Source organism: Enterococcus hermanniensis (genome assembly GCF_001885945.1).
Taxonomy (GTDB): Bacteria; Bacillota; Bacilli; order Lactobacillales; family Enterococcaceae; genus Enterococcus_A; species Enterococcus_A hermanniensis.
This window is the reverse complement of sequence record NZ_JXKQ01000003.1, coordinates 274642-298420: the sequence shown is the minus strand read 5'-3', so window position 1 is coordinate 298420 and position 23779 is coordinate 274642. Positions and strand designations below refer to the sequence as shown.

Sequence of the window (23779 nt, the reverse complement as noted above, 5' to 3'; positions counted from 1 at the left end):
ACATTTTATCGTGGCCCTTTACAATTATTTCTAATTGCGCTAATTATAAGGAATATTCTCTTTTTCATTTAGCCATTTTTTATTTAGAAAATAGTTTGGTTCGATAAGATGAACTTTATAAAAAAGGTTATTTTTAATTTCCACTAATTTAATAACAATTATTTTAAAACTAAATAAAGATCTATGTACAAAAAAAGCAGCTCTGTTATATAACAAAGCTACTTTTCTTCAACTAATCTGTTTTTTTGCATTTTATGATAGGAATAAAAAAACCGGGGTGATAATTCATAACCAATCGTGATGCCTACTGCAATCGCGATTGCAATTTTCAAAACTTGGACACCAATTTGAGCCGCTTCGATCGAATTACCAATAAAAAAACTGTACGTAAAATTATAGATACCCATTCCGGGTACAAGACAAAAAATACCACAAATCAAAAAAATCGTAACCGGTGCTTTTAAAGCAAAGGAAGCTTCTCGCGAAAGATAGATCAAAACTAATGACGCGATAAATGTCGCCATGACTGGAGCAACTAAAAAGTGCATAATCAGCAAATAAATAAACCAGCCACAAGCTCCGATCACACCACAATAAATGTAATAACGGCGTGGAACCTCAAATAAAATTGCAAAGGAAATCGTTCCTAAAAAACCAGCGATTACTTGCAAAACTAAATTGACCAATTGCTTTCCTCCTATTTTTGACTAATCACTACCAAAATTCCCCTTCAGCTTTTTAGTACAACATATCAAACACTTGTAGCACTAAACCTACTCCAACTGAAACACAAAGTGCCGTAATCAGCGCATTCACAATCTGTCCCCAACCAGAACTATAATCGCCGTCAAATAAATAGCGGATACCATTGACGATTGCGACTCCTGGTAATAGGGAAATGATTCCGCCAGTAATTAAACTAGTCAGCTGAAGGACCGGAAAAAAATGAACGAATAGACAAGCAAGAATACTAACAAATCCGCTACAGGCAATCGTTAAAATAATATCTGATAAATTGAACTTAGGTAATAAGTACATAGAAAATAAAGCTAGTAGCACCCCTAAGAAAAGTGCCCCAATCGCATCAAAGAAACTACCACCAAATATAAAGCAAAAACTAGCACTCCCAAAGGCATAAGCAAAAATTTTCAATGGTGGTGAAGCAAATGACTCTTGTTTGATTTGTTGCAACCAAAGGTGCGCATCTTCAGGACTCAAGCGTTTTTCAGTTAATCGACGGGATAACGTATTGATTTGTTCGATTCTCCCCAAATTAATCGGTGATATCGGAATATCTCGTACTCGTGCTTGAACAGTTTTATCTGCCAAACGTGCTGTCATAAAAATGCCATTGATTAAGACGAAACTATCAAATTCTTTTAATTCTAATGCGGCAGCGATATGACGAATCGTTGTTTCAATCCGTTTAATTTCAGCGCCATTTTTTAATAAGGTCTCGCCAATATCATAGACTAAATCAAAGCATGCCTGCTCATCCATCCGCTTCCCTCCTCTGTAAAAAAACGACGGCAGCTTTTGCTGTCGTCGTTATTAGTATAGCTTAACCCAAGCTTATAATTCAATCAAATCATGTGGAATACTGATCATATTTTCATATCCATTTTCGGTAATCAAAACTTGGTCTTCGATTCTCACGCCACCCCAATCAGGAATATAGATTCCTGGCTCGATCGTCATAACCATATTCGTCGCTAAAACATCTTCGTACTGTTCATCGATATAGGGAAGTTCATGAACAAATAAACCAATACTATGTCCGATGTTGCGATAAGTATATTGGGGATATTCTGTACCCGCTAATGGTTTCAGCGAAGCTTGATAAATATCTTTGACTGCAGCCCCATTTTTCATGACTGCTTCCGCCGCTTCCAAACTCTGTTTTTCTAACTCATAAACCTCTTTTTGTTTTTCTGAAGCTTTACCAACAACTACTGTACGAGTCATATCAGACATATATCCCTCATATTGACAACCAAAATCCATCAAGACAAAATCACCATACTCAATTGCCTTTTTTGAAGGGATTCCATGCAACAAAGAGGTATTTGCGCCAGAAATCAAAATATTTCCGTAAGGCTGTGTATCTGCTCCTTCTTGGACCATGTATAACGAAAGTTTCGCTGCTAATTCTTTCTCTGTTACACCGACATGAATGTCTGATAGTATTCGATTAAACGCACGACAAGATATTTCGCAAGCATTTTGCATATACTGGATTTCTTGTGGTGATTTGATGGCACGCATCCGATCAATCACACCACCGGCTTGAATAAATTCAGCAGATGATTTAGTTGTAAAATCAGCATACATATCATACGTTAAATAATCCGCTTCAAAAGCAATTGTTTTGATTTGCTTTTCGACCGTTAAATTTGCGACCGTGTCACCAACAGTTTTTCCTGGTAAACGCCAATTGATGATCTCATATTCGGGTACTTCAAGTGCTGCTTGTTCAGTATAGCGCGGGTCTGTTAAAAAATATTTTTCGCTTGGAGTAATCAAAATAAAAGAATCGTCTCCGGTCCACCCACTAGTAAAACGAACATTCACTCCTTTAGCAATAAAAAAGGCATCCAGTTTTTCAGTTTCTAAATATGATCGAATTTTTTCTTCATTCAACATTTTCTTACATTTCCTCCCCTTTAAAACGCTTTTGTATCTTTAGACTAGCAGTGTGGGAAGCTCCGGTCAAACGTTTTCAAATTTTTTTACGGTAGGTACTTATGACAGCTTCAACCAATTTTCTTTTATTACTAACTCATTGTTGATGTTTTTTTGTTTTATGTTCAATCGTTAGAATATCACCGGTTGGTTGATAAACAATCTTTATATATGAAGACACTTGTGGAACACCTGCTTTGATCGCAATCAATTGACAATTTTTCACAACTTCCATCAATCCTTCATAATCTCCTTCAATACTGGTTTCAAAAGCACCAACTTGATAAGTATATCCGGTCGATCGAATATAGTCGATCACTTCATCAACTACGCGAATAAGCTCATCATTACTCGCAGTCTTGGGTAATACTTGAATAGCTACACTTGCTTCCATGGTAATCCTCCTTTTGGGATAAATAATAACTACATAAAAAAATGCGAGCCACCATCTATCCAGATAATCACTCGCACTTGAATTGTATTTAGTCAATCAAAAAAAGGTAACTAAGCTCGATTAACTAAATAATTTTTTATTCCTACGTCAGCATTATCTGAATCAGGTCAATGGGTCGAAGTTAAACTTCCTCTCAGCCACGATAGCTCCCCGCATTTTAATTATTTCCATACTAGTCCTCAAAACTTTTTTCGTCAACTATTCCTACAAATAAAAAAGTACGAGAAAATAATTTTCTCGTACTTTTTTACCGACGACGATGACGACTCATTCGAGTAGGTATTTTCTCTTCAGAAGAATCCGTTGATTGAAAATCATTTATTTGTTTCGTTTCAAGTTTAGCTGGTCTTTTTTTACGATTTAATAAATCAGATTTTTCAACCACTACTTGCGGTTGTGCCTCTTTTGAATCAACCTTTTTCTGCCTTGCTGTTGTTCTCGCTTCATCAATTTCTTTTACGTCTTCTTCCGCATGTTCACTTTTTACTGAACGTTTAGGCAATTGTGGAAGTTTAAATGTTTGAATCGTTTGAGCTTCATGGAAAAATGGTACCCGTTGGACGAATAAATTAGCTAAATAGCCTGCCAACCAGACCCATAGAAAAAGTTCCACTGGAAATACCAATAAAAACAAACATGCTGTAGCAAAGGGTTGTTTTAAAATCACGGCACAAGCTGCCGCAGTAAAGACCGCGACTAGCACACCTGGTGAATATGGCAATATATTGGCAAATGCTAAGGCAATCGCGATACTGGAAAAAATCATTGGAAAAATTGTTCCCCCACGCCAGTTGCAAGCTAAACAGATCATTGTGATCACTGCTTTTCCTAACCCAATCAAAAGCAAGATAAAGAAATTCATGGTCTCTGCTTGTCGTGTGAATGATAACAAATTATGTTCTCCAGAAAAAAGAAAATATGGAGAAATCATCCCTAGAACACCTAATAAGATCCCCGCAAAAATTGCTAATGGCAACGGATTACGAATTCGTTGATTTAATTGCTCGCTTTTTTCTCGTAAAAACAAGAAAAATTTTCCAAAACAAGCACCTAAAATTATCATTGGAATACATAACAGTACGCCTTGCCAAGTAAAATTAGTCGCCATTCGACGAATCGCAAAAACTTGTTCTTGATCTGGAAATAAATTATACGTCAGCAGATAACCAACAAATCCAGTAAATGTTGCAAAAATATACAAAACATATTTTTTTAATTTACTTTCAGTCACGACACGCCAATCTTCTCGTTCAGCCGATCGACCGACTCCAAACAATGGCGTCATAAAAATGACACCCAAAGAGGTTCCGATCCCAAACTCTGTTAAATCGGCTCGTTGACTCGCAGTAATTTTTCGTTTATCCGCGACATATGTGATCAGTCCACCGATCATTGCTACCAAAGCTGCTTCGGGACCTAAACTAGCACCAAAAAGCAATACGAGGAAACCACCTAATAGATTTCTAATGATTTGCCCGTCACGATAATCGATTCGTTTTGTTTCTTGATATTCATTCAATGACTCTTGCAATGTACGAGGATAACCACCAAATGCTCGTACAAAAAATCCAATCAGAATCCCGCCGATTGAGCACAGAATCAAGGGATACAGTCGGGGATTCCCCAGAGCTTGCGGCAGCGTTTGCCACAGTAACTGGTGTCCTAATTCGGAAGCACCCATAAATAAGGCTACAATCACTCCAATAGCTAATCCTAAAAGACCGCTGTAGCCAAAAAACGCTAGTTTAAATTTATTCATAAAATTAACCTTTCTTCTTGTTAGACTCCGCTACATTATAACAAAGGTTACGCTTATTAGGAGGCTTTTTGCGATACTTTTTGTGTTTTATACTGTTTTTGCTGTTTTTTTCTGGTGAGAATCTTTTGTTGCACTGTTGAAAGCGTTTGTTCTAATTGTGTTGTCATCTGATAATGATCCACCAAGTACTGACGTGTCTTTTCTGTGAAAAAACCTCTCATAAAGGTGAAAAAGAATGCTTCTGGATTAGCAACATTTTTGTAACGATACATTTGTTCAATCGCTTTAGCAATCGCATCTGAAAGTCCTGAACTAAAATAGCTATTGTGTTCAAATGTCAGAACTTCGGATTCTGCAGGTAAGCCAGCGTCAATCCATTGTTTATTGCTAGAGTATTTGGCTTTAAAAATAGTGTCGATAAAATACCGTGCTTTTTCATAGCTATTTTCACAAAAAGGCAATAGTCGTTGAAAAACTTGATGGGGCAATAAGTGAGCATAGCGAGCTTCTAATGCCTCGATTAGTACAGAATCTTGAGCAGGTACAGCGCTTTTAGCGGTCACGCTAGTTACATTTGTTGTCTTTGTTATATTTTTTGCTAATTGTTTTTGTGTACTTGTAAGCAAATTTTGCGAGGACGGAGCCGCAGATTTTGCTTCTCTATCCACAGGGGATAACTTTCTAGTTTCTTCAATAGAATAATCCACAGGCTGGATTTTTTTAGTACTCATGAAATTTTTAAAGGCTAAGGGAATTGCAGTCCCTGCTTCTGGAGCTTGAGGATTGGCAACATAGATTCGGTAATTTTTCAAACCATGTCGACTAACTTGAATCAATTCAAGTTCAGCCAAAGCATTTTTAAGATTAGTCACTTTTCTTTCTGAAACACGCAACAATGAGGCTGCTTCCTCGTTTGAAAAATAAATATAAGGATGTCCCCCCTCATCTAACCAAGTACCATCTTTTTGAGAATTGTAAATACTACAAGTCATACGCATCGTATATAGAGCATGAAGCATCATTGCCTCGATTGAGAGAGCTTCATAACGTGGATTGTTGATTAAATTTAAATCAATTGGAATATAATTACCCATGGGCAAGTTTGTTGCGGTCATGGTATTAGTTAATGTTGTGGACATAACAAAAAACCTCCTTAGATTCTTTCATAATTGTGGATAACGAAAGTTTTTAAAAAGGTTTGGGTCTTGTCACAGATATATTGAGAAAGTATCTCAAATATGCTATAGTTAATAAAGGTTAGGCAAACACCAATTTTCTAACCCTTTAGAATTATTTGTATGTGACATTGCTAATTCGCCAAAATTAGCTCAAACCTTTGAGTTTAGAGATCGCCAAATCTTTAAACTCTTTTTTTTTCGTTTTTTTCTACACGTTTAGAATAATCGATTAAAAGCCTAATGTAAAGCGATTCCTACACATCTTCTTTTAGAGTAAACTTTTAAAATGTTTGCAAAACTTATTGCGGTTTACTGTTATATCGGATAAAAGAATTTATGGTTTACCTAAATAAAACTAATAAAAGTTTTTAAAGTAAACTATATTATAAGCTAAAAAGATATTGTGGATAAGTAGAATGCGGATAAAAATGTGGACTCACAAGTAGTCTGTAAGTTATCCACAGAAAAAGAGGTAAATCGGTTACCATTATAAAAGTAAACTTTAAAATATAATTAGAATAATATAAAGTATACCGATAAGAAGAATAAAATAAAAAAAAGTAAACCTTATTATGGATAAAATCCATTAATAAGGTTTACTTTTTTTAGCTCTATTTCTCATCGTTTTCTAATTCTTTGAATAATTTTTGATATTTAGGCTTCTCTTTGAACTCTTGCATCGAGGCTTCTTCAAGCTGATCTAAAAAGTTGCGATCATCTTTTGATAATCCTTTTTCAATGTAATAATCGTAAAGAAAATCAATCATTTTATCGGGAGTGTAGCCATCAAATTTAGCATTGATCAAATTTTGCATTCGAATCTTTGTCCGTGCAGATATTTTTTGCATTTCTAAAGCTTTCAAACGAGGATCGTAGTATTGACGTTTACGGCCGCGTTTCCCGGTTTCAGGTTCTTCATGAACTGAAGTATTTTCTCGTAAGTGTGGTAAACGGTCATTCAAACGATCAGTTTCTTCATGTACAGAAGCACGTCGGAAATCATTTTCTGCGCTGAGTGATCGAGTAGCCAAAAGATCATGTGAAGTTGGTTTTTTCTCTTCTTTTTTCTCTTGATTCGAATACTCTGACATTTTTTCAATGCCTTTATTCTTTTTGTTCGCAGTTAAAAGCGAATCTAACTTCATTTTTTTCGCCATTTAACGTCTCTCCTACTCTTCTCCGCTCAATATCAAGCGATGTTCATCAATTTCATCTAAAATATTGACGAAAACCTCATGTGCACGCTTATCCCATTGCTCTACTTTACCATTTTTATTGATATCATAGGTGATTCCAGAGCCATCGTAACGTTTTAAACGGCTTTGATTTAATACAACGGTATCTAGTAGATGTGCACCATAAATATCTTTTGCAGCAGTATAAATTTCTTGATCCACCGAATCACGCTTTTGCATCATAAAAGGCACGATCCCTACTACTTCTAGATCAGTATCATATTGTTCGATAAAGAAATTCATGTAATCAATATAGTTTTGTGCCCCTTTTAGCGATTTTACTTGAGTTTGTAAAATGACTATGACATATTCTGCCACATACATTGCTGCATTAGAATAGGTACTGATAGTTGGAGGGACATCAATGTAGATGACATCATAGATATCTTTCAAGGGTTTGATTAGTTTTTCCATGTATTTAAATTGAGAAAGTTTATCACCAGGATATTTTTCTATCATATAATCAGGAAAATCTGAAAATGAAATATTTGCGGGAATCAAATCAAGATCGGGCATAATGTTATAGATAGAAGATGTAATGTCCCCTGTTCGGACAGCTTCCCAAATAGTAGCATCAAATTCATCAGGCAAATTTTCATTTCCAAAATTTTCAGCAGTCAGAGATAAAACATCACTGGTGTTTCCTTGGGGATCTAAATCAATTACTAGAGTTTTCCGTTTTTTCCTAAAGGCACTTTCAAAAGATAACATTTGAACGGTAGTTGACTTCCCTACCCCACCTTTGAAATTTCCTACTACGTATGTTTCAGCTTGTTTTGGCATAAAGACGCTCCAATCATAATTACTCAATTAAAGTTTACTACAAAGAAAAGAATAAATCAATAAAGTTTACTATAAAATATAAAATTAAAGTATACTCAAATTAATTATAAAAAGGTAAATTAAATTATAGATTATTTAGGTTTACCTTTTATTATATTTTGTAGTTTACTTCAATACTTGCGAATTTAAGTTTACCTTTATTTTAAAAAGTAAACTTAAAAAATAATTGCAGTAAATCATAATTATAAAAAGTGTATACTTTAAAATATGTTTAAGTAAACTTTTTATAACAAAAAATGCTGATTCAAAGCCTTCTATAAGTGTCAAAAGTAAACTTATTTTAGATATGTAGTAAACTTTAATTTTATAAAAAGTTTACAATAATAAAAACAGTAAACCATTAGAATAAACTTTATTAATTAAAAGGTAAACTTAAAACTATTTATTTAAGTTTACCTTTTAATTAAAGTATACCGTTTACTTTAATATAACAATTTGTGGTAAACTTAAATTTTAATAAAAGTAAACTGTTTTGTTTAAACATAAGAAAGTGGCAAGAAAAACAAAAGGTAAACGTTATTGATTTAAAAGTTTACTTTATAAAATAAAAGTAAACTTTTATTATTTCGAAATTAAAAAGTAAACCATAAAATAGAGTAAGTAGTTTTGATAATTATTCGTAGAATATTCTATATACGGGGAGGAAAAAAACAAGTTTTAGTTTAGTTGATTTAAACACAAAAAAACAATAGGGTTAACCCTATTGTTTTTTAGGTAAACTTTATAAAGATTCAACCTTTTGGATGGCTTGATAAATATCATCTGAAGTGATCTCGGGATCGATCATTTTAAAAGTTTCAGTAGATGAAGCTGCATGTTTTATAACGGGAGCCAAATAGTCTTGGGATAAATTTGAAACATTTAATTGGTTTAATTTTAAAGGGAGATCTGTTGCATCGTAAAAAGGTCTTAAGTTCTTGACTTCATTTAAGTCTTGAGTGTGGGCAAGTTGGACTAAAATTCCATAAGCAACTTTTTTCCCGTGAAGTTGGTCGTGTGTTTCTTCTAAATAGGAAAGACCATCATGAATTGCGTGGGCGCCAGCAGAACGACCAAATGAAGCTGCAAAACCTCCAGTTTCTCCGGCGAGTCCGATGACTGTATCCGCTACACGATTAAAAGCAGGAGTTATTTTTTTGTTTTTTAAATTCTCAATTGCTGGGATAGCGTCTGTTAAGAGTAATTCTTGAATAGCTTTAGCACTAGCAATGCCTAAACGAACATAGGCAGTTTTTTCATCTTCCGAAAGATTGCGTGTAATTCCTTCGATTTCGTACCATTTAGCCAAGGTATCACCAATTCCAGCTACGAAATAATCAACGGGTGTATTCAACAAAAAAGTCCAATCGACTAAGGTCAAGAAAGGTGCTCGTTTCATATAGCCAATTGATTTAAACGTCCGATCAGGGTGATAAATAGCTACGATTGGCGTGAATGGGGCACAATTTGAAATCAAAGTAGGAATCACCAATAATTCAGTATCCAATTCCTCCGCAGTCATTTTAGCGGTATCGATCAAGCGACCGCCACCAATTGCAATGATTAAATCGGCAGAACCGATTGCTTTAGCAAGTGCTACAGCATTTTCATGACTAGCTGTCCCATCATAACGGTAAAGAGGGAAGGGTAATTCTTCTTTATAATAATTTGTGAAGATATCATAGGAGTTTTCTCCAGTAATAATAAAAATTTTTTCAAAATCAGTTAAATAGCTAGGTAAATTTTTTAGGGTGTTTTCGCCGCTTACATAACGATTCGCACCTGGTCTTACTTCAGTCGCAATATTCATCTGGTCAACTCCTTAAATGTGATTTCAACTAGTTTATTCCTTGATTAAATTAAAGTCAAATGTGTTTTTGGTAATAAAAAAAGTTGACACTTTTCATTTTGACGTGTAATATACGATTTATCAATTTGCTAAACAAAGAAACGTAATGAAGAGAAAAGTATAGATCTTAAAACATTAAAGAGAGTCCGTAATAGGTGAGAGCGGATATGTAGAAGGGTTTAGAAAATGGTCTCTGAACGGGATTGTCGATAGGTAGACAATGACGGGGCAGCGCTCGTTAACAACGCTCAAGTATATTTAGTACTTGTAAAGGCAATAGTTGTGAGATTATTGTAAATAAAGGTGGTAACGCGAGTAAGCTCGTCCTTTTCTGACACATTCAGTGTTGGAAAAGGGCGAGCTTTTTTCTTTGTCTAGATGCTTATTGATAGGTCCTGGTTTTTCATTTGAAAAATCAGGACTGCTTTACAGCCATTATAATTTTAAGGTCAAAAACAAAAATGTAAATTAGGAGGAATAAAATGAAACGATTGGGCAAAGGAATTTTATTAAGTGTTATAGCGTTAAGTGTTGGGGGACTATTAGCAGGCTGTGGTAGCAAAAGTGAAGCCAAACCATTAGATGAAAAATCAGTAACGATTGGTGTGACTTCTGGACCGCACCAACAAATTATGGAAGAAGTAGCGAAACAAGCAAAAAAAGCTGGCATCGATATTAAGATAAAAGCTTTCGATGATTATAATACACCAAATACAGCCTTGAATGATGGGGACTTAGACGGGAATAGTTATCAAACCTTATCATTTTTAAAACAACAAATAGCTGATAAGGACTATAAATTGGAATCAGCGTTTAAAACGGTAGCTTTCCCATTAGGGGTTTACTCTAAATCAATCGACAATTTAAGTAAACTTCAAAACGGAGATAAAGTTGGCGTGCCAAACGATCCAACAAATGAATACCGAGCATTGAAATTATTAGAAAAAGCTGGTGTATTGAAATTAAAAGCTGGGGTTGAAGTGAAAGCAACTAAAAATGATGTCGGTGAAAACCCTAAAAATATTGAAATTGTTGAATTAGAAGCTTCGCAAATCCCATCACAATTAGGTGAATTGTCTGCAGCAGTAATCAATACGAATTTTGCCTTTGGTGCGGGGTTAACAATCAATGAGGATGCAATCTACCACGAGCCGTTAGAAAACAATCCAAATTTTAACGTATTTGCTGTTCGTACAGAAAATAAAGATGACAAGATCATCAAAGAAATCAAAAAATATTATCAATCAGATGAAACGAAAAAGTTTATTGAAGATACCTTTAAAGGTTCTGTTGTTCCAGCTTTTTAGGAGATCAGCGTGATCTACCGGCTCTGTTACTGGTCATTTAAGTAAGAGAGCTGGCAGTAAAAATGTAATCGTAAATAGAAGAGGTGAGCCGAATGATCGAATTAAAAAAAGTTTCAAAAGTGTATCAACAAAAAAAGCGGCGGATCGAAGCAGTGAAAGAGGTCAGTTTAAAAATTGAAAAAGGGGAGATCTTCGGTGTTGTAGGGTATTCAGGAGCAGGAAAGTCAACCTTGATTCGAATGATCAATTATTTAGAGCCGCCCACGACCGGTGAAATCTTAATCAATGGTCAAAATCTAAAAGGACTTAACAAAAAAGAATTATTGTTAACTAGAAGGAAAATCGGCATGATTTTTCAAGGCTATAATCTGCTTTCGACAGCAACGGTTTATGAAAATATTGCTAAACCGTTAAAACTAGAAGGTGTTTCAAAAGATGTAATCAAAGAACGAGTAGCTAAATATTTAGCATTGGTGGGTTTAACCGATCGGAAAGATAATTATCCGGCTCAACTTTCTGGTGGGCAACGTCAACGGGTCGCTATCGCTCGAGCTTTGGCGCATGAACCCGAAATTTTATTATCGGATGAAGCAACAAGTGCCTTAGATCCTGAAACAACTGAATCGATTTTAACGTTGTTAGCGAAAATTAATCAAGAATTGGGAATCACCATCTTTTTGATCACCCATGAGATCGATGTCGTTCAACGAATTTGTGATCGAGTCGCAGTGATGGAAGACGGTCATATCGTTGAAGCCGGCCCGGTGATTGAGATATTTACTCAACCAAAAGAAGAAACGACGAAACGATTTATTGGTGCAAACGATAGTTATGGCGTTCCAGAGGAGGTATTGTCAAGTTACCGAAATACTGGTCGATTAGTACAACTGCAATTTATTGGCGAGGAAGCCACTGAACCGGTCCTATCAAAAGTCGCAAAAGAATTTCCATTAAGTCCAAATATTTTAAGCGGTACGATTGGCTATCTGAAAGAACAACGCCATGGACAATTATTGGTGCAGTTTTCTGGCGGCAGTCCAGAAGATTTTGCAGCGGCAAAAGAATATATCAAATCACAAGGCATTCTTATAGAAGAAATTTGATAGAATGCTTTATAAAAAAATGACAAATGAAAAAGGGAGGATATGAAATGAATGCTTTTTGGAGTCAATGGGGAAATGTTATTATCGAAGGATTAGGTCAGACATTGGTGATGGTTTGTATTGCACTAGCATTATCGATCGTGATTGGAATTCCGTTGGGTGTGTTATTAGTGATCACACGTCCGGGTGGATTAAATAGTAACTTTCCCTTCTATACAGGGTTAAATAGTATCATCAATGTTTTACGTTCGTTGCCATTTATTATTCTACTATTTCTGATTTTGCCATTAACAAAAGTTATTATGGGCACGACCATCGGAGTTCAGGGGGTCTTATTACCATTGATCATTTATACAGCACCGTATTTGGCACGTTTGGTCGAAACTTCTCTATTAGAAGTTGACGGTGGTGTAATCGAGGCTTATCAAGCTATGGGGATCAGTCATTTTCATATCATTTGCAGTGTTTTATTAAGAGAGGCTCGTGGTGGGATCATTCGAGGATTGACGATTGCCATGATCGGATTGATCGGTGCAACGGCGATGGCTGGGTTGGTTGGAGCAGGCGGCTTAGGAAGCATTGCTTATCAATATGGCTTTTTAAGAAATGAGCCGACGATTATGTATACTACGATTATTTTATTGATTATTTTAGTTCAAGTCGTCCAGTCATTAGGGAATGGGATCGCAAAAAGTTTAGATCGTAATTAAAAAGCAAGTGATGGTGTTGGAAGCATAGATTTCCAATACATCATTTGCTTTTTGTTATACTTAAGGTAGAAGGGCTAGACTGATAATCTCAACAAGTAAGGGAGTCTAAAAAGATGAAAGCAAAAGATTTACTGACGGCGATTCAGGTAGATTCAGCCGGTGAATTAAAACAATTATCTTCTTATCAATTTGTTTTTATAAAAGAAGGAGAGCAAGAAACAAATCATTTGGCAGCCAAAATCGAGGCTGATAAAATTATAGTACAAAAAAATTCAGCTGAAAGTTTGCGGCTGAACGGGTTCATCAATTTATTGAATGAAGCCAAGGAGGCAGAAATCTATATCGAAGAAGAATTAGTCTTTGGCTATCGATTAGTGGAGCGAGGAATCATTTTAGGATAAAAATATCCATCTAGTTACGATAACTAGATTGTGTTATTTTGTTAATCGTGATATATTGTCTTTAGAAAGTAATATGAGGTGATAAACGAATGGAAGCACAATTTAGTCGGAAGTATCTAATTACAAATGAAGTGTTGAATGCGGTCACACATGGTGTGGGTGCGCTGTTGAGTATTGTAGGTATTGTTCTGTTGTTGCAAAAAGCGGATAGCCGCTTGCATTATATTTCATTTGTCATCTATGGTGTGTCTTTACTGATGCTTTTTCTAGCGTCGACGCTTTACCATAGTTTGATTTTCACCAAAGCCAATAAAGTGTTTCAAGTCTTTGATCATTGCTCGATTTATCTTTTGATTGCAGGAACGTACACACCGTACTGCCTGTTATACATTCAAGGTGCTTTCGGGATTGTACTACTATCGGTTATCTGGCTGTCTGCGATTGCCGGAATTATTTATAAATGTTTGACGTTAACGAAACAAACATCTGTCTCTAACATTTCGACGATTCTTTATAATATCATGGGCTGGGGCGTAGCGATCGCATTGCCGGTGCTTTATCAAAGTGTCGGTTTAAAAAGTTTACTTTTACTTTTGTTTGGTGGGATTGCTTATTCTGTGGGGTCGCTTTTTTATAGTATGAAAGATCGACGCTTTATGCACGTGGTGTGGCATCTATTCGTGATGCTGGGAGCATTGTTGATGTTCCTATCAATTTATCAATAAGAAAAAGCTGTCCTTTTCAAAAAGGACAGCTTTTTTTATAGGTAATCGTCTTCAGAAAAGCCGGTCTTGCGATAGGCACCTTCATCAGCAAAGTATTTATTGTAACGCTGTTTGAATTTTCGGAAGGTAAAGACGATGAGTAACTTGATCATCGAATAAATCGGAATACCAAAAATAACACCAACTAGACCAAGTAGATCCCCCATGACTAATAGAACAACTAAAATCGTAATTGGATGGATTTTTAATCGGTCACCCATTACCCGAGGAACGACTAGGTCGCCATGCAACAGTTGAACCACAAACCAAGCGATCACGAATTTGACCACCATAAAAGTTGAATCTTGAAAAGCAATGAATAGTCCCGGAAGAAAGGCCAAAAATGAACCGATATAAGGAATAATACTTAAAATCCCTGCTGCCAAAGCAATGACTGTGGCATATTGCAAACCTAGTAGCAAAAAAACACCCCAATAAATCAAGCCAAGTAATAAAGATGCGATGACCTGTCCTTTCAAGAAAGCCCCTAATTGTTGGTTAGCAATCTTGATCAACGCGCTAGAATCTTTTCGGAAGCGTGGGGGGATCATTTCCATGACTGCGTTATACAATTTTTGTGGACTTTGGATCAAGAAGAAGGCGATGATCGGTCCAGTAAATAAGGTGATCGCAGTGCTAGAAACAGCAGAAAAAAGGGTTCCTAATCCTTTTGCCCCATCTTGCCAGTTGTTTCCTAAGTAATTCAACGCTTCTTTAGTTAGCTTATCAATTGAGTTCAGCGCTTCATCCGAAGAAGAGGCAAACGGAGTCGCATCTAAAAAATTTTTGATGGTTTGTTGAAAGTCTGCTACATAAGCAGGAAATTGTTTGACCAAATCTTGGGCTTGGTCACGAATCACGGGGACTAAGCGTGCACCACCGAAAAACATGATCGCTAAAATCACGATATACGTTAGAGCAATACTAATCGTACGAGAGAGTCCTTTTTTGCTGATAAAATTCACAATTGGATTCAACAGATAATAAATCAACAAGGCGAAAATCATCGGGGGTAATACGGTGGAAACCACCACAACTAACGGTTTAAAAATGAATGAGACCGTATTTAATAAATAAATAGCTAAAGCACTTAAAATAATCAAACCAATTAGATAGTAGGATGTTTTACCACCAAAAAACTGAATGAGTTTTGAGGGTTTTTCTTTTTCCATTAGGTGAACCTCCTTTATAAATCAAGTATACAGAATGTACAATCAACTGTATACTTTTGTGGATTTTTGAAAAAAACCTTGTAAAATGAGATAATCAATCTAAGACAAATAATAGAAAGAGTGATATTTTGACTGAAACGAAAACTTGTCGCGAATCGCGTGTGATTCAGACGCACCGTATATTTCCCTTTGACTTAAATCCCTTTGGTTTTTTATTTGGAGGGAAACTAATGACATTGATCGATGATGCGGCTTCGATCTCGATTTCGAGACATTGCCGCAGAGGAGCAGTAACGGCGTCACTAGACAATCTAAATTTTTTGCAACCGCTACATGCCAACCATTCTGTTTGTGTAAAAAGTTATGTGTCTGGTAGCCACAATAAATCGATGGAAGTCTTTGTCAAAGTGATTGGTGAAAACTTATCCACAGGGGAACGCTATTTAGCAGCAACATGTTTCACAACATTTGTGGCCGTACCTTCGCATATGAATGAAGAAACAGAATTTATTGTACCCGCTGTGATCCCAGAAACGGCAGAAGAAAAAATGGTCTGTGACGGGTATCAACAACGCCGTGATCATCGCTTAAAAGAACGAGACGACTACAAAAAATTTGCTGCTTTATTATCAACAGATCTTCCTTGGTCAGATGAAGGAACCGGAGACTAATTGATTATTTTAAGTACTTCGCCGATGGCGGAGTACTTTTTTAGTGAAACATTTTTATGAAAGAGTATTTAGTGAACGTTTTTGCTCAAGTCGATGTTGTTTGGTTCATTTAATTGTATTAATTAGCTAAGCCCCAGTATACTTGAAAGGAATGAATCGAAGCTTTGTTCGAATAAAATGTAAGATAATCAGTACTTGCAACAGAAAGAGGGAATGTGGAAATGAAGAGTAGAGCAGCAGTGGCTTTTGAAGCCGGAAAACCTTTAGAAATCGTTGAGATCGATGTGGCGGATCCAAAGCCAACAGAGGTCATGGTAAAAATAATGTATACTTCTGTTTGTCATACAGATGCTTTTACTTTATCGGGTGATGATCCTGAAGGTGTCTTTCCAGCGGTCCTTGGACATGAAGGGGCTGGCATCGTCTATAAAGTCGGCGCAGACGTCACGTCTGTCAAAGTCGGGGACCACGTGATCCCTTTGTATACTCCAGAATGTGGAAAATGTGAGTTTTGCTTATCTGGAAAAACCAATCTATGTTCGGCTGTCCGTGAAACACAAGGACAAGGATTGATGCCGGATGGAACGACACGTTTTTCTTATCAAGGAAAACCGATCTATCATTACATGGGAACCAGCACATTTAGCGAATATACGGTCGTCAATGAAATCAATTTGGTAAAAATCGATGATATGGCGCCGTTAGATAAAGTTGCTTTATTAGGGTGCGGTGTCACGACTGGTCTAGGAGCAGTTGAAAATACAGCTAAAGTAGAAGATGGAGCCGTAACCGCTGTATTTGGGTTAGGCGCGATTGGTTTAGCGGTGATCCAAGGATTGAAAAAAGCACACGCAAAACGAATCATTGCCATCGATACGAATCCTGATAAATGGGCATTGGCTAAAAAAATGGGGGCGACGGATTTTGTGAATCCGAAAGATTTTGAGCGTCCGATCCAAGAAGTTATCGTTGAAATGACGAATGGCGGTGTGGATTACAGTTTTGAATGTATCGGTAACGTCGACGTTATGCGCTCGGCGCTTGAGTGCTGCCATAAAGGGTGGGGCGAAAGTATTATTATTGGTGTGGCTGGAGCAGGAAAAGAAATCCATACGCGTCCTTTCCAATTGGTGACAGGACGAGTGTGGCGTGGCTCTGCTTTTGGTGGTGTAAAAGGTCGCACACAATTGCCTGGTATGGTAGAAGATTTTATGGTGGGGGCAATCGATCTGGATTCGTTTATTACGCATCACTTAGATTTCTCTCAAATCAACGAATCGTTTGACTTATTGCATCGTGGAGAATCGATCCGAACGATGTTGACATATGGAGACGCCTAATATGACAGTTGAAATAATAGAAAAACATCAATCTTTTGGTGGTCAGCAAATCAAATATCGTCATGATTCGACAACTTTGAAGTGTGAGATGACATTCAGTTTGTTTTTACCACCAGAAACCAAGACAGCTATGCCTTTGATCTGGTGGCTATCGGGACTGACCTGTACCGATGATAATTTTAGCCAAAAGGGCGCTTTTCAAGCTTATGCCGCCAAAAATCGCGTCGCTTTTGTGATGCCAGACACTTCTCCCAGAGGCGCCGTTGCAGACAGTGACGATTGGGATCTAGGGCAAGGGGCAAGTTTTTATCTGAATGCGACCCAAGAACCTTGGCAAACAAATTATCAGATGTATGACTATTTGACCCAAGAACTTCCTGCGATCGTTTATTCATTGCTGCCTAATTTTTCTGGTAAAGAAAGTATTATGGGTCACTCGATGGGTGGACATGGAGCATTGATGCTCGGATTAAAAAATCCACAGCGTTTTTCCGCAATTTCAGCCTTTGCGCCGATCTCAAATCCGATGCAAGTACCGTGGGGAAAAAAAGCCTTTACCGCTTATTTAGGAACTGCCACAAAGACATGGAAAGAATGGGATGCGACTGAGTTGTTGAAAACAGTCGGAACCAAGCATGCTCCGATACTGATCACTCAAGGAACGAATGATAATTTTTATGAAGTTCAGTTGAATGAGCAAGCCTTTTTAGCGGCCGCAGATGTTGCGGATGAAACAATCAATTATCGTAAAGAAATTGGGTATGATCATAGTTATTATACGATTGCTACTTTTATCGAGGAACATATCGCATTTCATGTTTCCCATTTGAAATAAATAAAAACGCCCTTTAAATTCGACGTCTGATCGAACTTAAAGGGCGTATTTCATTGCTATCAATTTTTAGTCATTATCATATAAGGTCACTTTTATGCAAAATATTCCTGTTTTCTATTCCAATAAAAATGACTTTATATAATCCTGTAATCTTATATTAACGACAATAAGATCTATCCGAAGAATATCAAAATAAATGAATGACGAAAAGCATTTTCGATATTAACAAATGCTATTTTCGAATAGGAACGCTGTAGTTAAAAAAAGCATTGCTCAGTAAATGAGCAATGCTTAGAGCTAAAATCCTGCTTTTAAGACTGTCCATAAGGAACTAGCTTTGGATTCATCTCGCCATCCCGCTTTAACAACATTTTTATGCTCTGCAAGGTCGGTTGTAAAATTATGACTTCCTGCAGTTCGGTTGTTTGGATTAAATTCACGGTATACTTTGACCTCTCCGTCTGAAACCCATGTGTAATCTTTGTTTGTTTCATGACGCCAACCTTTTTTGACTGCCGCATCTGCTTCAGATTTATTGGTTGTATAGAAATGTTCGCCGCTATTTGGGTTATAGATACGATAGACTTGTTTTTTGCCGGCGCTGTCTGCTTGGACGGGAACGTAGAAAGCTGCTTGACCGTATTCTTTTTTAGCATTGGTTTCTAATTTCCAACCTTTTGCTACGATCGCATTTTTTTCATTTTTGTTTTTAGTTAATAAATGATCGCCATCATTTGCGTTGTATAAACGATAAACAGCTGTGCCAAATTTAGCGGTAAAAGTCGTATCTTGATTGATGACGACTGTCTTAGGATTTACGATTTTCCCGTTTTGATACCAATCTAAAAAATAAATATCTTCTATATTATTTTTAGCGGCAATTGGTTTAGGAAGATTCGTCAACTTTGTTCCTTTGGCAACTGAAAGTGTGGTATTCCCTTGTAATGTACCGCCTTTTCCAGTGTTGAAGGTTACTTTGATCATGTTAGCTGCTTTTTCTTTGATCGTTAAATTGACGTTTTTTATTTTTCCATTTTCTGCTTTTAATATAACTGGATATGTTCCAGCTTTAGTAAAATCAACTTTGGAAAAATCAACAGTGACAGCAATTGACTTTCCAGTTGTATCTGTAGCAGAGGCTTTAAAATTTTCTGCAGTGGGCTTTGGATCGCCTAAAGACATCGTATAGTCAGAACCTTCAATCGTAGATAAATCTTCCGATGGATCTATGATCACACGCCGACCTTCGATACCGGCGGAGATTGTTTCTCCTTTTGCCTCAAGATCTTCGATGTAACCAATAAATGTTTCAGTATCTGGATCAATCGCTCCAATTAAAGTTGCTTCAGTAAATGCTGAGAATCCATCACCACCACCGTATAGAAAGTCATTGATGATTAGCTTATAAGTTGTATTATCTTCAATCTTCGTGCCATCGTTTTTTGTTAAATCTTTTACTACATAGGGATAAGTAGCACTTTTAGCTGTATCAGTATTAGGAACTAAAGTATATTTCATGCCTGAAGCTTGTAAGAAATAATTAGTAGCACCACCAAAAGTTTGTTGATTTAATGCAGCTCGGATCTGAGCACCAGTCATTTCAACAACTTGCATAATATTTCCAAATGGTTGAACAGCTTGGGCGGCACCCCAAGTGATTGTTCCGTTTGCTTCAACTTTTAAGTCTGCACGAATCCCACCATTATTGGTTAAGGCAAAATCAACATCTTGACCAGCTTTTTTTGCCATGTAGACTTGGCCATCTGTGATCAAATTACCAACAGCGGATTCCCCAAAAGTATTCGCTTCTCGAGTAATATCCGTATTAACTGCTGCTGTTCCGATTTTATTTTCAGTGACTGCCTTTACTCGAGTTGAAGCGTCATCGACGATTGCTTTGACATCAGAGTCTGCTTCAACGCCTTGGGTAGGATCTACTGGCTTCACTTCAGCATTCGGGATATCGGTGAAATCACCAGTATTGGTATCGTAATTTCCTGTTAAATTAATATAACCTTTACCTTGTGAAGTTGATTGAACGACCCGTGTATTCTCGACAATCGCATTTGTGTAGACATGGTTATGCCCAGCAAAGTAAGCATCGACACTGTTGTCTGGATACAATTGATTGACTGTATTGATGATCGTGGCTGTCTCACCGCTCGCAGTATCACCGGTACCTTGCACAGAAGGTGTATGTCCTAAGACGACGATGGCTTCAACACCAAGTTTTTTTAGTTCTTTAGAACTATCTGCAATTGCTTCAGCTGGGTCAGTAAAATTATAATCTTGATGATACTGTGCCAAAACTAGATTGGGGATCTCGGTAGTCACAACTCCGATGAATCCAATTTTGATTGTATTTTCTCCGACTTTTTTTTCTTTGATCACATAATCCTTCCAGCCAAATGGATTTTGCCCAGTCAGTTTATCTTTAACATTGGCAATCGTCAAATCAAAATTTCCTTTTAATTGATTTTGAGTGTAATCAGAATTATATTGATTAACGATATCATAAAATGAATTGCCTTCTGCAGGTTTTTCGCCAGTTAAAATGCGATTATATTCCGCAAGTCCTTCGTCAAATTCGTGATTTCCTAAAGTACCAACATCAAATCCCATAGATTGTAAAACACGCATTGTCGATTGATCTTGCAGTAGACTGGAATTGGCTGGACTCGCACCGACCATGTCACCCGCCTGTACGCGATAAGAAACTCCAGAATTGTTTGTTGACGTATTAAAATTAGTGGATGCTTGATTAAAATAACCAGCTAAGAGAGGAGCTGTTCCAGTATTGCTAACTTTGGAACCATCGGGACCGTAATAACTCCCAGTAGTACTTAAAGCTCCATGAAAATCATTGATACCTAACATTTGTACCGGGATTTCATCAGCCTTCCCATGATCTGATATAAATAATCCCATTACCCCTAACCCTATAACCGTTGAAAATTTGAAAATAGTATTCATTCGTTTCTTTTTTTTCACTATTCTTCCTCCTTTACATTTTAAAAGCGGTTACAAAAACAATGATAACGTATGCGCGGATTATATACAAAGTGTTTTTTTCGGATTTATACATCGCATTTCTTTTTTTTTTTTTGCAACATTGTTTATTTTATTTATGCTAAGCACTGTACTTTTGACATTTTCCATTGTATTGGGTTGTTTTTAGCGAAATTTTTATTTGGTTTTTCCATCAATGAAATATAGTTTAAAGGGTAGAGAATAGAGAAAAAATACACTATAATAAAGTCCTATTTAGAAGGAATAGTTTCAATTTAAGGGGGTAATAAAATGAAAAAAAATTTTAAAATGCTATTTTTAATATCATTACTAGCTGTAGCGGGAAGTATCATAATAGCTACAGGACAGGCAGAGGCTTCGACATTATATCGTGGCTATAATCCAAATACGGGAGAACATTTGTATACTCAAAATTCAAATGAAATTCCAAGTATTGTAAAATTTGGCTGGAAAAATGAAGGATTGGCATGGAGTGCACCAGACAAAGGCATTGCGGTTTATCGATTGTTTAATCCTAATAATGGTGGCGATCATTTCTATACATTAAATACGAATGAGCGCGATCATTTGAAAAAAAGTGGTTGGCGTTATGAAGGGATTTCATGGTTCTCTGGTGGAACTGTTCCTGTTTATCGATTGTATAATCCAAATGCAAAATCTGGAACGCATCATTATACGGTTTTAGCAAGTGAACGTGATGTTTTAAAACGAGCAGGTTGGCGCGATGAAGGTATTGGTTTTTATGCCAATAAATTAGTTCCAGAAGGTTCGTGGGTAAAAGCGTTTGAAGCCAAATTATATGCGCAATATAAAGTAACGACTCAAAAATATGAATACATTGGAAATAATAGTTGGGAAGTCTGGGTCAATGAATACAATACAGGCAATCAATCCTATGTAACAGTCAATTCCGCTACTGGTAATTTTCATGGATAAATAAGTCTGAAAAAACTCTATAGAAATTTCTATAGAGTTTTTTTTGGCTACTAAACAGACAATCAAACGCTGTTTCTTCACACTGAAATTATGTTTTATGTTTAATTATAGTAACGAATGTCAGATTGTGTTTTACCCGAATGATTGCTATGATTGTTTTGAAAAGAGATAACAAGCATTATATTGTAATACTGATAAAATAGTCATTAAGTAGCGGTTTTATTTAAGGGTATAGGTTAGTGTAGTGAGAGTGAATCATAAAAAATAAAGGAGGAGTCAGGCAATGAGATTAAGGGGAAAGTTAATTGTTGGTCTTGGATTATTGTTGGGAATAGGTGGTTTCACACTAGTTGGATCTACAAAGGTTGAAGCGAGTCAATTGTATCGTGCATATAACCCAAATACTGGGGAACATTTGTATACGCAAAATAAAAATGAGATTCCATTCGTCGTTTCACATGGTTGGCGAAATGAGGGAAATGCTTGGGAAGCACCGAATAGCGGAGCTCAAGTTTATCGCATGTATAATCCTAATTTTGGAGGCGATCACTTTTATACATTGAACGCCAATGAACGTGATCATTTAAAAAAAGTTGGGTGGAAATATGAGGGCGTCTCATGGTACTCGGGAGGAAAAGTTCCTGTTTATCGTTTATACAATCCGAATGCCAAATCAGGGTCTCATCATTACACAGTGTTAGCAAGCGAACGTGATCATTTGAAAAAAGTTGGTTGGCGCGATGAAGGGATCGCTTTTTATGCAACGGATGATACCACTAACCAGACAAACAATTCAAGTGTCACACCAAAACATGTGGACGTCAACACAACAGGTATTGGAGGTCAAGAACAAGCGGTTGGCGGTTCTTACCGCTTGTTGTATTCAAATAAAGCTTTTGATAATGCGACATTATCTTCTCCGGTGATCGAATTTTCTGCAGATGTTGCAATGACAGGCTCATCGAGTGATTATGAAACGCAGTTTGTGATTGCAGGTAACGGAGAGGGGAATGGTCAAATCGGTGTAGGTATCCACTACCAAGCGGGGTCTGATGCCAATTTTGCTCAAGGCCGCATCAATACCACAAACATTAATTTCCCATCGGGCTCAGGTACAAAGGGCCAGCAATATTATTCAGTAAATACGAAGGCACCTCGTATCGCAAATGGACAATCAGTAAAATTACAAGCTAAGTATTATAGTTCTGGTTATATGCAAACGTTTGTGAATGGGACATTAGTTGGTCAATACAAAACAAAATTAGTGCCAGGCAGCGATGCTTATATTTTGCATATTAATTCAAATGCGACAGTTAAAATACGTAATATAAAAGTGTTGCGAAATGGATCCGACGTAACTAAGAAAGGTCGTCCATCATTTACGAATACATCCTTTGATTTTAACAATAGTGTAGTATCAGGCGCTTATTAAAAAAGTATTCTTTAAATTTTGCTACGTAAAAATCGGTTGGAGTGATTCATCTATTTCTTTATACAACTAAATAGTAGTTCTATGATAAATCAAAAAAAG

The 23779-nt window shown here is 36.6% G+C and carries 21 protein-coding genes, 1 riboswitch and 1 other annotated feature; of the genes, 10 read left to right on the top strand and 11 right to left on the bottom strand.

The genetic code is table 11. The annotated features are described in order from the left end of the window. Nucleotides 1–218: 218 nt before the first annotated feature. The 9 genes from RV04_RS05370 to RV04_RS05330 all read right to left on the bottom strand — a co-directional run bounded on the left by RV04_RS05370 (nt 219) and on the right by RV04_RS05330 (nt 9940). Nucleotides 219–686, bottom strand: a complete 468-nt coding sequence (locus RV04_RS05370; protein ID WP_071857438.1) for a threonine/serine exporter family protein — start codon at nt 684–686, stop codon at nt 219–221. A 52-nt stretch (nt 687–738) separates the two neighbouring features. Then, nucleotides 739–1500, bottom strand: coding sequence for a threonine/serine exporter family protein (locus RV04_RS05365; RefSeq protein WP_071857437.1), 762 nt, complete (start codon nt 1498–1500; stop codon nt 739–741). Nucleotides 1501–1572: 72 nt separating this feature from the next. Continuing rightward, the gene (locus RV04_RS05360) at nt 1573–2643 is read right to left on the bottom strand and encodes a M24 family metallopeptidase (protein WP_071857436.1); all 1071 of its coding nucleotides are present in this window, start codon (nt 2641–2643) and stop codon (nt 1573–1575) included. A gap of 136 nt (nt 2644–2779) precedes the next feature. After that, nucleotides 2780–3076 (bottom strand): thiamine-binding protein, encoded by a 297-nt coding sequence (locus RV04_RS05355; protein ID WP_071857435.1) that lies wholly within the window; start codon nt 3074–3076, stop codon nt 2780–2782. Nucleotides 3077–3198: 122 nt separating this feature from the next. After that, nucleotides 3199–3299, bottom strand: a riboswitch (TPP riboswitch). Between the two features lie 84 nt (nt 3300–3383). After that, on the bottom strand, nt 3384–4895 hold the full coding sequence (locus RV04_RS05350; RefSeq protein ID WP_071857434.1) for a chloride channel protein: 1512 nt from the start codon (nt 4893–4895) through the stop codon (nt 3384–3386). 56 nt (nt 4896–4951) lie between these two features. Then, nucleotides 4952–6034: a replication initiator protein A gene (locus RV04_RS05345; RefSeq protein WP_071857433.1), complete on the bottom strand. Its 1083-nt coding sequence runs from the start codon at nt 6032–6034 to the stop codon at nt 4952–4954. Between the two features lie 650 nt (nt 6035–6684). Next, the gene (locus RV04_RS05340; protein WP_071857432.1) at nt 6685–7230 is read right to left on the bottom strand and encodes a hypothetical protein; all 546 of its coding nucleotides are present in this window, start codon (nt 7228–7230) and stop codon (nt 6685–6687) included. A 12-nt stretch (nt 7231–7242) separates the two neighbouring features. Beyond that, nucleotides 7243–8091: a ParA family protein gene (locus tag RV04_RS05335; protein ID WP_071857431.1), complete on the bottom strand. Its 849-nt coding sequence runs from the start codon at nt 8089–8091 to the stop codon at nt 7243–7245. A 781-nt stretch (nt 8092–8872) separates the two neighbouring features. Continuing rightward, a complete protein-coding gene (locus tag RV04_RS05330; RefSeq protein WP_071857430.1) occupies nt 8873–9940 on the bottom strand; it encodes an iron-containing alcohol dehydrogenase family protein in 1068 nt (355 codons plus the stop codon). Between the two features lie 136 nt (nt 9941–10076). Continuing rightward, nucleotides 10077–10311: a binding site (T-box leader), on the top strand. Nucleotides 10312–10461: 150 nt separating this feature from the next. Here RV04_RS05330 and RV04_RS05325 point away from each other — a divergent pair. The 5 genes from RV04_RS05325 (at nt 10462) to trhA (ending at nt 14225) form a co-directional block, all read left to right on the top strand. Further along, nucleotides 10462–11286, top strand: coding sequence for a MetQ/NlpA family ABC transporter substrate-binding protein (locus RV04_RS05325; RefSeq protein ID WP_071857429.1), 825 nt, complete (start codon nt 10462–10464; stop codon nt 11284–11286). 92 nt (nt 11287–11378) lie between these two features. Further along, nucleotides 11379–12389 (top strand): methionine ABC transporter ATP-binding protein, encoded by a 1011-nt coding sequence (locus RV04_RS05320; RefSeq protein WP_071857428.1) that lies wholly within the window; start codon nt 11379–11381, stop codon nt 12387–12389. Nucleotides 12390–12436: 47 nt separating this feature from the next. Continuing rightward, nucleotides 12437–13099 carry a methionine ABC transporter permease gene (locus RV04_RS05315; RefSeq protein ID WP_071857427.1) on the top strand — a complete coding sequence of 221 codons (663 nt, stop codon included), beginning with the start codon at nt 12437–12439 and terminating at the stop codon, nt 13097–13099. Between the two features lie 113 nt (nt 13100–13212). Further along, nucleotides 13213–13500 carry a hypothetical protein gene (locus RV04_RS05310; protein ID WP_071857426.1) on the top strand — a complete coding sequence of 96 codons (288 nt, stop codon included), beginning with the start codon at nt 13213–13215 and terminating at the stop codon, nt 13498–13500. 89 nt (nt 13501–13589) lie between these two features. Beyond that, entirely contained in the window at nt 13590–14225 is a 636-nt protein-coding gene (gene trhA / locus RV04_RS05305) for a PAQR family membrane homeostasis protein TrhA (RefSeq protein ID WP_071857425.1), read from the top strand. A 35-nt stretch (nt 14226–14260) separates the two neighbouring features. Here trhA and RV04_RS05300 read toward each other — a convergent pair whose 3' ends face one another. Next, nucleotides 14261–15436, bottom strand: coding sequence for an AI-2E family transporter (locus tag RV04_RS05300; protein WP_071857424.1), 1176 nt, complete (start codon nt 15434–15436; stop codon nt 14261–14263). A 128-nt stretch (nt 15437–15564) separates the two neighbouring features. On the opposite strand from RV04_RS05300, the gene RV04_RS05295 reads away from it, so the two are divergent. The 3 genes from RV04_RS05295 to fghA all read left to right on the top strand — a co-directional run bounded on the left by RV04_RS05295 (nt 15565) and on the right by fghA (nt 18282). Next, nucleotides 15565–16107 carry an acyl-CoA thioesterase gene (locus RV04_RS05295; protein WP_071857423.1) on the top strand — a complete coding sequence of 181 codons (543 nt, stop codon included), beginning with the start codon at nt 15565–15567 and terminating at the stop codon, nt 16105–16107. 221 nt (nt 16108–16328) lie between these two features. After that, complete coding sequence (locus RV04_RS05290; RefSeq protein ID WP_071857422.1) at nt 16329–17447, top strand: S-(hydroxymethyl)glutathione dehydrogenase/class III alcohol dehydrogenase; 1119 nt, start codon at nt 16329–16331, stop codon at nt 17445–17447. 1 nt (nt 17448) lies between these two features. Then, nucleotides 17449–18282, top strand: a complete 834-nt coding sequence (gene fghA / locus RV04_RS05285; RefSeq protein ID WP_071857421.1) for an S-formylglutathione hydrolase — start codon at nt 17449–17451, stop codon at nt 18280–18282. Between the two features lie 297 nt (nt 18283–18579). On the opposite strand, the gene RV04_RS05280 is transcribed toward fghA, so the two are convergent. Further along, entirely contained in the window at nt 18580–21273 is a 2694-nt protein-coding gene (locus RV04_RS05280) for a 5'-nucleotidase C-terminal domain-containing protein (RefSeq protein WP_071857420.1), read from the bottom strand. A gap of 309 nt (nt 21274–21582) precedes the next feature. Between RV04_RS05280 and RV04_RS05275 the strand changes: the two genes are divergently transcribed. Then, complete coding sequence (locus tag RV04_RS05275) at nt 21583–22248, top strand: hypothetical protein (protein ID WP_071857419.1); 666 nt, start codon at nt 21583–21585, stop codon at nt 22246–22248. A gap of 283 nt (nt 22249–22531) precedes the next feature. Further along, the gene (locus tag RV04_RS05270) at nt 22532–23680 is read left to right on the top strand and encodes a hypothetical protein (RefSeq protein WP_071857418.1); all 1149 of its coding nucleotides are present in this window, start codon (nt 22532–22534) and stop codon (nt 23678–23680) included. Nucleotides 23681–23779: the final 99 nt, after the last annotated feature.